The organism is Escherichia sp. WS1265 (assembly GCF_046487585.1).
Classification (GTDB): Bacteria; Pseudomonadota; Gammaproteobacteria; order Enterobacterales; family Enterobacteriaceae; genus Escherichia; species Escherichia coli.
The window spans coordinates 22,273-34,255 of sequence record NZ_JBJQJE010000031.1 but is presented as its reverse complement, the minus strand read 5'-3'; the positions used below and the strand labels follow the sequence as shown (position 1 = coordinate 34,255).

Annotated in this window: 11 protein-coding genes; all 11 read right to left on the bottom strand. The window is 56.5% G+C overall.

Going from position 1 to position 11,983, the window contains the following annotated elements:
* The coding region (locus ACJHX3_RS23235) for a prophage tail fiber N-terminal domain-containing protein (RefSeq protein ID WP_410236216.1) at positions 1–1,194 on the bottom strand (1,194 nt) is incomplete at its 3' end.
* A gap of 64 nt (positions 1,195–1,258) precedes the next feature.
* The gene (locus tag ACJHX3_RS23230) at positions 1,259–1,858 is read right to left on the bottom strand and encodes an Ail/Lom family outer membrane beta-barrel protein (protein WP_410236215.1); all 600 of its coding nucleotides are present in this window, start codon (positions 1,856–1,858) and stop codon (positions 1,259–1,261) included.
* Between the two features lie 69 nt (positions 1,859–1,927).
* Complete coding sequence (locus ACJHX3_RS23225; protein WP_094322928.1) at positions 1,928–5,425, bottom strand: host specificity protein J; 3,498 nt, start codon at positions 5,423–5,425, stop codon at positions 1,928–1,930.
* Positions 5,426–5,485: 60 nt separating this feature from the next.
* Positions 5,486–6,058 carry a tail assembly protein gene (locus ACJHX3_RS23220; protein ID WP_000847669.1) on the bottom strand — a complete coding sequence of 191 codons (573 nt, stop codon included), beginning with the start codon at positions 6,056–6,058 and terminating at the stop codon, positions 5,486–5,488.
* Positions 6,055–6,798 carry a C40 family peptidase gene (locus ACJHX3_RS23215; protein ID WP_000194783.1) on the bottom strand — a complete coding sequence of 248 codons (744 nt, stop codon included), beginning with the start codon at positions 6,796–6,798 and terminating at the stop codon, positions 6,055–6,057. Before ACJHX3_RS23215 ends, ACJHX3_RS23220 begins: the two co-directional genes overlap by 4 nt.
* Positions 6,799–6,803: 5 nt before the next feature.
* The gene (locus tag ACJHX3_RS23210; protein WP_001152639.1) at positions 6,804–7,502 is read right to left on the bottom strand and encodes a phage minor tail protein L; all 699 of its coding nucleotides are present in this window, start codon (positions 7,500–7,502) and stop codon (positions 6,804–6,806) included.
* The gene (locus tag ACJHX3_RS23205) at positions 7,502–7,831 is read right to left on the bottom strand and encodes a phage tail protein (RefSeq protein WP_023356237.1); all 330 of its coding nucleotides are present in this window, start codon (positions 7,829–7,831) and stop codon (positions 7,502–7,504) included. The genes ACJHX3_RS23210 and ACJHX3_RS23205 overlap by 1 nt, the downstream gene beginning before the upstream one ends.
* The gene (locus ACJHX3_RS23200; protein ID WP_410236214.1) at positions 7,828–10,392 is read right to left on the bottom strand and encodes a phage tail tape measure protein; all 2,565 of its coding nucleotides are present in this window, start codon (positions 10,390–10,392) and stop codon (positions 7,828–7,830) included. Before ACJHX3_RS23200 ends, ACJHX3_RS23205 begins: the two co-directional genes overlap by 4 nt.
* Positions 10,385–10,819, bottom strand: a complete 435-nt coding sequence (locus ACJHX3_RS23195; RefSeq protein ID WP_000459451.1) for a phage tail assembly protein T — start codon at positions 10,817–10,819, stop codon at positions 10,385–10,387. The genes ACJHX3_RS23200 and ACJHX3_RS23195 overlap by 8 nt, the downstream gene beginning before the upstream one ends.
* Complete coding sequence (gpG, locus tag ACJHX3_RS23190) at positions 10,801–11,223, bottom strand: phage tail assembly chaperone G (protein WP_000479193.1); 423 nt, start codon at positions 11,221–11,223, stop codon at positions 10,801–10,803. The genes ACJHX3_RS23195 and gpG overlap by 19 nt, the downstream gene beginning before the upstream one ends.
* Before the next feature lie 15 nt (positions 11,224–11,238).
* Complete coding sequence (locus tag ACJHX3_RS23185) at positions 11,239–11,979, bottom strand: phage tail protein (RefSeq protein WP_410236213.1); 741 nt, start codon at positions 11,977–11,979, stop codon at positions 11,239–11,241.
* Positions 11,980–11,983 lie beyond the last annotated feature (4 nt).

Genomic DNA, 11,983 nt, shown 5'->3' with positions numbered 1-11,983 from the left:
GTCGCCAGGCATTGTTATTTCATCATCACCAATAACAATCTTTTTATATGATGGCGAAAAGCCCGTAATCATATCCAGTGAATCGTTAAACGGTATCCACACATCAGGCAGCGGTTGTAAGACATATTTATACGGCTCTGCTGCCTGGCTTGCATACTCTCTGGCTGCATCTTCACTTGCTTTAGCTGCCGTCTGGCTTGCTGCCGATGCTTTCGCTGAGTTCGCAGCCGCTGTTTCGCTCACCTTTGCGTTGGTTTCACTGGTTTTTGCTGCTTTTTGGCTGTTGGCTGATGCAGTGGCAGAAGCAGCCGCCGCGCTTGCAGAGCCAGCTGCAGCACTCTCGCTTTCGGCTGCTGCATCCTGACTGCTTTTCGCCGCAGTTTCGCTGGCTTTGGCATTCGTTTCGCTGGTCTTCGCCGCTGTCTGGCTGGACTTTGCGTTAGTTTCACTCGTCTTCGCAGCTTTCTGGCTGTTAGCCGCAGCAGTTGCTGATCCGGCTGCTGAAGTCGCAGAACCGGCTGCCGCGCTCTCGCTTTCGGCTGCTGCATTCTGGCTATTTTTCGCTGCAGTTTCACTGGCTTTGGCATTCGTTTCGCTGGTTTTCGCTGCCGTCTGGCTGGACTTTGCGTTGGTTTCGCTCGTCTTTGCGGCTGTCTCACTGTTTTTCGCGTTGGTTTCTGATTTTTTGGCTGCTGTCGCGGAGTTTGCCGATGCAGTCTGTGAGGCCGCTGCTGCCTGTGCGCTGTTAGCTGCATTCGTTTCTGAGGTTTTCGCCGCGTTCTTCGATGATGCCGCTGCGGTTTCGGATTTCTTTGCCGCCGCTGCGCTCTGAGAGGCGGCTTCAGCGTTGCGTGCCGCTTCTTCCACCATTTCCTGAAAACGGCGCAATGCCTCCGGCATGACATCATCTTCCGTCATGGCACCGAGAAAATCATTCAGCGTCCCCGGACTGGAACCTTCATAGACGGTAATGGTCCCGGCATGTGAAGGCGGAAAACCTTCAACCAGCAGGATGACGCTGTACTGACCATACTCAACATCCATGCTGTAACGCCCGGCTTCATCCGGATTTTCTGAGGCCAGCGTGTTCACCACCACCGCGGTGCTGTTACGTTTTGCTTTCAGCTGGATTGTGCAGTTCTGTACCGGTTTTCCTGTGCCGTCTTTCAGTACACCTGAAATCTTTACTGCCATATTCACCCCACAAAAAAGCCCGCCTGAACAGGCGGGCTGTCATAACACTGTGTTACCTGGCTAATCAGAACTTATAACCGACACCCACGATGAAACCGTCAGTGCGCCAGTCGCCACTGCCGGAGCCTTCATAAGCAATATCAATGGCCACGGATTCGGTCGGGTTAAACTGCACGCCAGCCCCCCACGCCAGAGACGTGTTGCTGTGGCGACCGTCATCACTTCCGGTCAGCACGTCGTGCGTTTTCCCCTTGTTGTCAGTTACGCGGAGATAATCCCCGGAGAAAGTCGACACACGGCTGTAAGCCACACCCGCCATCGCATACGCGCTGAACCATTCATTCACGCGCACAGACGGCCCCACCATCACGCTGAACCAGCGGTTACGCACGGAATCTTCATGCCAGCGGGTATTGCTGTAACGGGTAAGCTGGCGATTCTTGTCTCCTGCATAGCTGAATGACGTCACCAGCCCCAGTGTGTCCGTAAACTCATAACGGTATTTCACGTTAATCCCGTTAAGATCATCGCTGCCGGGAACGTTCGTCGAGGCATGAAGATACCCCGCGCTCAGCGTGGACTGATGTTCAGATGCCCATGCAGGCGCACCGGATACGGCCAGACAAATGGCTGCGGACAAAATGGCGGCATAAAGTTTACGCATAATTACCTCTCGCTTTTCTGCAATAAAAAAGGCACCATTTCTGGTGCCCTTATATGGGTTATAACAATTTCAACGAATACTGATGCCGGAAGCGGCTTTTTTGGTCACAATCACCGTACAGTCGGTGATATTACCTGCCCACTGATTGCCTTTATGGAAAACCTTAAACTCCAGAGTGACGCTTCCCCTGCCACTCGGCATATCAATAACCGCACTGTAGCTACCGGGAATGGCCCCTTTAGTTTCTCTGGATGCGATTAATACACCGTTTTTGCGAACTTCAAAACCATAACCCGTGTATCTTGTACCTCCCGGGTTATTACCACTTCCCGGATCGCTATACGCTATTCCGTTAAAGATAATGGGCGGAATAATGATTTGACGGTCAAAGTTATGATCATCGCTTATGGTGACTGTAACCGTCCCGTTTGGTGTTTCCGTGTTACCCCACGTACCAGCCTGTTTCGGAAATGATTTGGATACAGCTTTAACGAAGTCACCTCTGACCTGAGTCGCCTCCAGCATGCCCTTAATCGTACAGTTTTCATTTACCGTGACATTGTTGAGCGTCCCGGCGTTCGCATTCACACTGCCACTGATATCCGCATTTTTAGCGGTCAGCTTTCCGTCCGGTGTCAGGGAAAATGCCGGCGGATTTCCACCGCTGGTAATGGTGGGAGCCGTCAGGCGTTTCAGGAACACGTCATTCATGAATATCTGATCACCCTGACCAACAAACATCGGTTTTGTGTTGCCATTTGCAGGATTAATCATCGCAATCCTGTCCGCCGCCAGCAGCACCTGACTCTGCATGCCGTCAGGGGTGTTCTCAATACCGGCACCGATACCCGCGATATAAAGGCGTCCGTCCTGCATCTGCTGCAGCTTCACTGCCCACATGCTGTTCAGGTTATTATTTGTATCAACCTGAACCTTCTGTATCTGCTGGATCGCTGCACTCTGGTCTTCCAGTTTCTTATTGACGGTCTGTGTTATTTCATTGCTGACATCCGTTATGGACGTCCTGATTTCAGTCAGGTCAGGCGCAAGCTGACCGTTATCAATCTGCGTCCACAGCTCCTGAGCCAGATGGGTTTTCCCTATCTCGCCTTTGAAAAAATCCAGATAGCCTGATGCATCATCACTCGGCTGACCGACAGCCTCCACGAATGCCGATTTGCCAACGGTGTTCACACTGCGAACGTAAAAATAATAATCATGGCCCGGTTTGATATTGATACTGGCGGCTATCCAGTACAGTGCCGTACCAAGATAACGCGCGCTGGTTTCAACCTGCCTGATATCCGCAATCCGTTTTTCCGAGAACCAGAACTCAAACTGTACCGTCGGGTCATAAACCGCAAGATGCGGCGTGGCGGTTATCTGAAAATAGCCCGGCGTCAGCTCAATCCGCGACGGCGCTGCCGGTGCGGCAATCCGGAACGATACCGACGCCGGATCGCCCTGCTGCCCCCACGCATTTACTGCCCGGACTGTCAGCCTGTAGTTCCCCAGAGCCAGTTGTGTGAAGCGGTAAGTGGTTTCCGTCGTCCGGGCCGTGCTGACCAGCCGCTCACGGCCGTCATCCGCTGCCACGGTCAGGCGAAGCAGGAAGCTCACGCCCTTCACCACCTTCGGCGTGTCCCAGCGCGCCAGCACCTGGTATTCCCCGCTGTCTGCGGTGACTTCTGCGGTCAGGTGCTGCACCGCTGGCGGCGTGACACCATTTACCGTACCGCTCTGGTCGCCGTCAAAGTGCGCCCCGTTATCCACGATGGCCTCTTTTTCCGGTACATGCTGCACGGCGGTGATGGCATACGTGCCGTCGTCGTTCTCACGGATACTCACGCAGCGGAACAGGCGCTGGCGCAACGTCGGCAGCTTCAGCCCCCATACGCTGTATTCAGCAACGCCGTCAGGAACACGGCTCACTTTCACCTTCACGCCGTCGGTGACGGACTGAACCTCCACGCTGACCGGACTCCCCTGCCCGTCAACCAGGCTTATCAGCGTGGTGCCGGAAGATGGCAGCGTGATTTCACGGTCGAGCGTCAGCGTCCGGGTCTGGCTGTTCACCGCCAGCACGCGCCCGCCGGTGCTGATACCCGCATAGTCATCATCGCAGATTTCAATGACATCCCCCGGTACATGGCGAAGCCCTTCCGCACCCACGCTGAAGTCCACGGTCTGCGTTTCCAGCAGTTCCGTTTTAATCAGCCACAGCCCGGCGCGGTGCGCCTGCCCCCGGCTGGTACAGCCAAAGGCATCCATCTTCGTGACGTTACGACCGTAACGGGCAATGGCCTGCGTATCTTCAACAAGCTCTGTCGCCGTCTCCCAGCCGTTATCCGGGTCAATCCAGTTCACCTCAACGGCATTATGGCGGTCTTTCAGGGCGCTGAAACTGTAGCGGAACGGCGCGCCATCATCCGGCATCACCACATTACTGCGGTTATAGGCCCACACCTTATCCGACGGTCGGTCCTGCACGAACGTCAGCGTCTGCCCGTTCCATACCGGCATACAGCGCATCGCCGAGCAGAAATCACTGAGCACATCCCACGCCTTGCGCTGTGTGGTCAGGTACGCATTACAGGTGATGCGCGGCTCCGTGCCGCCAAAGCCGTCCGGCACTGACTGGTCGCAGTACTGGCCGATGACATACAGCGCCCATTTGTCCACATCCGCCGCACCAAGACGTTTTCCCATGCCGTAGCGCGGGTGGGTCAGCATATCCCACAGACACCAGGCCATGTTGTTGCTGTATGCCGGTTTTAACGTTCCGTCCCAGATACCGCTGTATTGCCGCGTCTGCGGGTTATAGTTCGACGGCACCTGCAGAATGCGCCCGCGAAGATGATAATTACGACTCACCTGCTGGCTGCCGAACTGCTCCGAATCCACCTGCACGCCGACCAGTGCCGTGTTCGGGTAGCACTGTTTCACATCGATGATTTCGGTGTATGACGACCAGAGCGTTTTGTTCTGCAGCTGGTCTGTGGTGCTGTCCGGCGTCATCCTGCGCATCCGGATGTTGAACGGGCGCGGCGGCAGATTATCCACCACTACCGAGGCCAGATACTGCGAGGTGGTTTTGCCCTTAATGGTGATGTCTTTTTCCGTCACCCAGCCACCGTTACGTTGTATCTGAACCAGCAGGCGAACTTCCGACGGATTCCTGTCCCCCTTTGAGGTGGTTTCCACCAGTGCCTGCACACCGAAGGTAAAACGCAGTCGGTCAATGTTTGCCGACGTGATGGTCCGGGTGATCGGCGTGTCGTATTTCACTTCCGTACCCAGCACCGTCTCGGAGCCGGAGGATTCAAATCCCTCCGGCGGTGTCTGCTCCTGCTCACCGGCCCGGAACACCACCGTGACGCCGGAGATATTGGTATTCCCCTCACTGTCCAGCACCGGCGTACTGTTCAGCAGCACGCTTTTTAATCCATCCACCGGACCTTCAACCGGCCCTTCGCTGATGGCATCGATCACACTCAGCAGCTGCGTGGACTTCAGGTTGTCCTTCGCTTCGCGCGGGGTATGCCCCTTACTGCCGCCTTTACCCATTCGTCACGCTCCATAAATGACAAAACCGCCCGCAGGCGGTTTCACATAAAACATTTTGCATCAGCGACCAATCACCACAACCTGACCACCGTCCCCTTCGTCTGCCGTGCTGATCTCCTGAGAAACCACGCGTGACCCCACGCGCATTTCCCCGTACAGAACAGGCAGAACATTGCCCTGGGCAACCATGTTATCCAGTGAGGAGAAATAGGTGTTCTGCTTACCGTTATCCGTTGTCTGTGTACGGGGAGTTCTGGCTTTCGGTGCCAGCATCTGCGCCACACCACCGAGCACCATACTGGCACCGAGAGAAAACAGGATGCCGGTCATACCACCGGTCCCAATGGCTGCCCCCCATGCTGCAAGGGTGGCTCCGGCAGTAAAGAATGATCCGGCAATGGCGGCTGCTCCCAGGACAATCTGGAATACACCACCTGACTTGGCCCCGGCGACTCTGGGAACAATATGAATCACAGCGCCATCAGGCAGAGTCTCATGTAACTGCGCCGTTAACCCGGACGTGCTGACGTCCCGCCCGGCAATCCGTACCTGATACCAGCCGTCGCTCAGTTTCTGACGAAACGCCGGGAGCTGTGTGGCCAGTGCCCGGATGGCTTCAGCCCCCGTTTTCACACGAAGGTCGATGCGGCGACCAAATCGTTGTAAATCCCCGTAAAGGCAGATGCGCGCCATGCCCGGTGACGCCAGAGGGAGTGTGTGCGTCGCTGCCATTTGTCGGTGTACCTCTCTCGTTTGCTCAGTTGTTCAGGAATATGGTGCAGCAGCTCGCCATCACCACAGTAAATGGCGGCGTGATTCGGCACTGATGAACCAAAACAGCACAGCAGCACATCGCCCGGCTGTGCCGCTGACAACGGCACCTGATACAGCCCCGTCGCCTCCAGATTATCCAGATAGAGATTCTGGCCGTTACGCCACCAGTCATCCTCACGATAAAAGTCCGGCATCTCAATCCCCGCCAGATGATAAGCATCCCGGAACAGTGTGTAACAGTCCGTCACACCGTGCTCAAAGCGCCGCCCGGTGAGATGCGGCACACAGCGGAACTTATGAATCGTCCCCCGGCAGACCAGCCACCACGGCAAATCACTCTGCACCTGCAGCCGCCGGTCGGCCTCACTCAGCCAGGGCAGACCACCGGGGTGGCTGTGGACCAGCGCCACAATCTCACCCTGCATTTCTGCCTGCAGCCAGTCTTCCGGCGACATACGGAAATACGCCTCCGGCTCACCGGAGATATTCACGCAGGGAAAATATCTTTCCCCCTCCGGCGTGCTTACCACGAAGCCGCACGACTCCGCTGGCGCACATCGCCGGGCGTGCGCCAGAATCGCTGATTCTGTCTGTGTCATGGGATTTACTGCGAAAGTTTGTTAATGGAAAGGAAGCCGCCAAAGTTGCCGACGTTATTGCGGAACTTACAACCGCTCAGGCATTTGCTGCATTTATCCTTCGTGATATCGGACGTTGGCTGGTCATATTCATCCGCGACAGCCGGACCGCTATAACCGCACTCGTCACCGCGATAGGTCCAGGTGCATGTGTTGGCCAGCATGATACGTCCCGGAAAAACAGCGCCATCCGTTTCCGTCGGCGTGGACAGTACAAAGGAGGCACTCACCGCGCTCAGTTCGCTGCACTGCTCAATGCGCCAGCGGCTGATCACCTCCTGCTCCGGATCGGCGTAACTGTTTCCGTTGACGAAGTTCACCGCATCCAGAAAACGGGCGTAAACCTTACGCCGGACCACCGTTCCGCCGACCAGACTCTGCATATCTTCCGCCATCCCGGTGACCATACCGTACAGGTTAGAAACCGTCAGCGTGGGGCGCGTACTGGTGCCTTTGCCATTCAGTTCAAAACCGCTCCCCTGAATGGGATACGGCTGATACTGTCGCCCCTGCCAGGTGACCGGCTCACCTTTTTCGTTCTGCTCATTACAGAAAAAATAACGTTCTCCACCGACCTCTGTCAGGTCGATTTCCCAGAGCACCACGCTGGCCGACTGCTCCGCACGGGTGCATTCATTCAGTGTTTCCTGCCGGATATCCTGCATCAGTTCACCACCTGTTCAAACTCTGCGCTGAACTCAACACGCAGCATACTGACCCGCGACGACCATTTTGCGCAGGTCACCTTTATCTGCCGCCACTCATAAGGCGGCGTCCACAGAAAGGATTTCCAGCCCCCGTGCTCTTCCAGAAACGACTCCAGTACCGTGGCCTCCTCACGGGGGACAGAAAGCGTCACGCTGTACGTTTTCAGGTTGGCATTCAGCCCGGCAGGCGCTCGCTGAGAATAGCCATCACCAAAGCGCACCTTTCTTACAGAAGGGACCGAAGCCACACCCATACCGGGTTTCACTTTCCAGCGGAAGGTCTTCATCGTCCACCTCCGGAGAACAGGCCACCATCACGCATCTGCCCGGTCACAACATCCATTGCCGCCTTACGGGCTACGTCATAAACAGCCTTCAGCGCCTGTGGCCCTATCTGACCGTTCGTGCCGTCGTTGTTAATCACCACATGGTTATTCTGCTCAAACGTCCCGGACGCCTGCGACCGACTGTCCGCCATGCTGCCCGGTGTACCGACATAACCGCCGGTGGCATAGCCGCGCATCAGCCGGTAAAGATTCCCCACGCCAATCCGGCTGGTTGCCTCCTTCGTGAAGACAAATTCACCACGGTGAACAATCCCCGCTGGCTCATATTTGCCGCCGGTTCCCGTAAATCCTCCGGTTGCAAAATGGAATTTCGCCGCAGCGGCCTGAATGGCTGTACCGCCTGACGCGGATGCACCGCCAATGACACTGCCGACACTCCCGACGATCCCCACCATTGCCTGCTTAAGCAGAATTTCTGTCATCATGGACAGCACGGAACGGGTGAAGCTGCGCCAGTTCTGTTCACTGCCGGTCAGCATCGCCGCCATATTCTGTGCAATACCATCAAAGGTCTGCGTGGCTGCACTTTTAACCTGCGACATACTGTCCGTGGCGCTCTCTTCCCACTCACTCCAGCCTGACCTGAGGCCTGCCATCCAGCTCCCGCGAAGCTGGTCTTCAGCCGCCCAGGTCTTTTTCTGCTCTGACATGACACTATTCAGCGCCAGCGGATTATCGCCATACTGTTCCTTCAGGCGCTGTTCCGTGGCGTCCCGCGCTGCCTGCCGGTCAGTCAGCCCCCGGTTTTTCGCCTCAATGGCTGCCCGTTTTGCCCGTTGCTGCTGTGCGAATTTATCCGCCTGCTGCGCCAGCGCGTTCAGGTGCTCCTGATACGTGACCTTATCGCCAAGTGCAGCCAGCTGGCGTTTGTACTCCAGCGTCTCATCTTTATGCGCCAGCAGGGATTTCTCCTGTGCGGACAGCTGGCGACGTTGCGCCGCCTCCTCCAGTACCGCGAACTGACTTTCCGCCTTCCACAAATCCCGGCGCTGCTGGCTGATTTTCTCATTCGCTCCGGCATGCTTCTCCAGTGTCCGGAGTTCTGCCTGAAGCGTCAGCAGGGCAGCATGAGCACTGTCTTCCTGACGATCGCCCGCAGACACTTTCACGCCGGACTGCTTCGGCTTTTTCAGCGTCGCTTCATAGTCCTTTTTCGCCGCCGCCATCAGCGTGTTGTAATCTGCCTGCAGGATTTTTCCGTCTTTCAGTGCCTTATTCAGTTCCTCCTGGCGGGCGGTATATTTCTCCAGCGGTGTCTGCAGGCGTTCGTAAGCCTTCTGCGCCTCTTCGGTATATTTCAGCCGTGATGCCTCAGACTCGGCCCGATCTTTTGCTGCCATCTCACTGGCCTTTTCAAGATCTGCCTGCAACGTGGCGGCTGAAAGCCCAAGTCGCGCATTCTCTCTCTTCTCCCATGCCCCCCGGAGATTGGCAAGAAATGCTGACGTTTTACCGCGCCGGTGGCTTCGGCTCTGATACCACTGCCATTTTTTATCCGCTTCATCAAAAGCCTTTTCAGCTTTGGCGAGCATATCTGCAGATGAGTCCGGGCGACCAATATCCAGCACCGCATCCCACATGGATTTGAATGCCTGTGCAGTCTTGTCTGCCCAGGTCTCCAGCGTACCCATGTTATCTTTCAGTTTACGGGTCTGGTCATCAAACCCTTTCGTTGCGGCCTCGTTCGCCGCCTGCAATGCCCCGGCCCCATCGCCGGAACGCTGCAACTGAGCAACATACGCAATCTGTTCCGCCGTCACGTTATGGAACTGGCGCGCCATCGCCGTCAACCCAGACGTCGGGTCAGTGGTCAGCTTCCCGAAGGCTTCAGCGACCTTGTCCACCTCCACGCCGGATGCAGAGGAGAAACGCGCCACACTCTGGCTGATTGCCTCAAACTGCTCACCACCACGCACACCGGCATTCACCAGCGCCGTCAGTGACTCGCTGGTCTGGTTAAACGTCAGCCCTGCCGCCTGCCCGGCTCTGGACAGGACCAGCATACGATCTGCCGTCAGTCCTGCCTGATTACCGGAAAGGACCAGCGTTTTGTTGAAATCGGACAGGGTTGAGTTGCCCTGATACCAGGCATACGCCAGCGCACCGGTCGCCACCGCCAGCGAGGTGGCCCCGACCATCGGCAGGGTGATCGCACCGGCAAGCCCCCTGAACATGGGGATCATCCCGCCGAAGGAGTCCTTCACCTGACCACCCTGTTGCAGCAGGATCAGCCACGGACTTTGCCCGCCTGCAAGCTGCGTGGCCACGTCGGTGAACTGTGCAGGCAGCATACGCATGGCGGCTTTATACTGCCCGACGGAAATCCCCGCTTTCTGTGCAGCCAGCGCCTGTCGGCTCAGCGACTGTTCAACGACTGCCGCTGTTTTTTTCGCATCACTTTCCGTACCGGAAAAATGACGCCTGACTCTGGCCATCTGCTCGTCAAACCTGGCCGCATCCAGACTTAAATCAACGACCAGATCGCCTACCGGTTCAGCCATACCGGACTCCTCCTGCGATCCCTTCTGATACTGTCATCAGCATTACGTCATCCTCCGTCATGCCCGCCATATCCGGGGAAGCGGGGATAACTTCATTTCCGTCCGGGGCAAAGCGGACGCCTCCGGCAAGCCCTGCCGCTTTCTGCATCAGCACATCATCTTCAGGCTCTTCGTCAGCCTCGCGCCGGTTCAGCAGACTGAAATCCAGCGGATGCATATCCGGATCGCTGAAAAACAGGCTGAGTACGGTGTACGTCAGCCCGGAAAAGTGCATATCCAGCAGAACATCATGAAAATAATGGGTACTGTAAAAGCGGTGCCAGTCGGCATACTCCGTGGATGACATCCCGGCAAGCATGGCGCGCCAGTCGGGTCGCCCCATCTCACGCGCCAGTTTCAGGGCAAAACTCAGCTCACCGTCGAACACTTTCCCGCAGAAACAGGCTCTGCGGGCCCGGCGTCATCTGCCTGTTCAGGTGCATCATTCACAACAAACTCAGACATACCGGACAGACGCATTACCACATTTTCAGCCTGAGCAATTGCCTCTGTGGGCCAGGTGGTAAGCACTTCCTGCTCAATTTGTTTAACGGCTTCATTCATGGACGGCATCTTTGTCTTCTGCGGATGGCTATGCCACAGGGACATCGCCACCAGAAAAGCACCGGTTCTGACGAGATCTTCCACGCTCACCTGTCGATTGAGACTGGATCCCGCCTGTTCTGCCTGTCGTTTCAGCAGGGCGAGATGCTCAATTCGCTGCAGGGCTGACAGTTCAGAAAGCGTGACGCTCACACCGTTATATTCAAATGATTCGGTTTTCAGGAACATCGCTGACTCTCCGGATTAACTGGCGGTGACGTTGATTTCTGCAACCGCAGCAAACTCACCATTACCAGATACGACCGGAATGTTGACCTTGCCTGCAGCAACACCTTTCACGGTGATGGTCATACCACTGACCGACACAGTGGCTTTTGTTTTATCCGCAGACACCGCACGGAAGCTCTTGTCGGTTGCGCCTTCCGGCTGGAATGCCACGGTCAGCGTGATGCTCCGCCCTTTCACCACCGAAGTGCTGGCAGGCGTCACGGTCATGCCGGTTGCCGCTGTTACCGTGCTGCGATCTTCTGCCATCGACGGGCGTCCCACGTTGGTGACTTTCACCGTGCGGGTGATCACTTCCTTCGCCGTCACCGCCTTACCGATACTGCTGACCCAGCCGCGGAACACATCGACCGTGCCGTTCGGGAAGCGGATTTTATAGGCACGGGTATCCCCTTTATTAAACCACGCCAGCAGCACCTGCTGCCCCTGCTCTCCGGGCATCCACGCCAGCGTGAAGCTGGTATCTCCGGCAGATTTCTGCCCCTGCCCGGTCGCAGTCCAGTCCGCATCTTCATCATCGAGATAGCTGTCGTCATAGGACTCAGCGGTCAGTTCGCCGGGCGTCAGGTCTTTAACTTTTGCCAGACGCGACCAGTCAACGTCTGAAAGCGGATTCGCATAAGGGTCACCGCTCCCCTTATAAACCCACAGGGTGGTCCCGGCCCCTTTCACCGGCATTACTGGATTTGGTACAGGCATATCG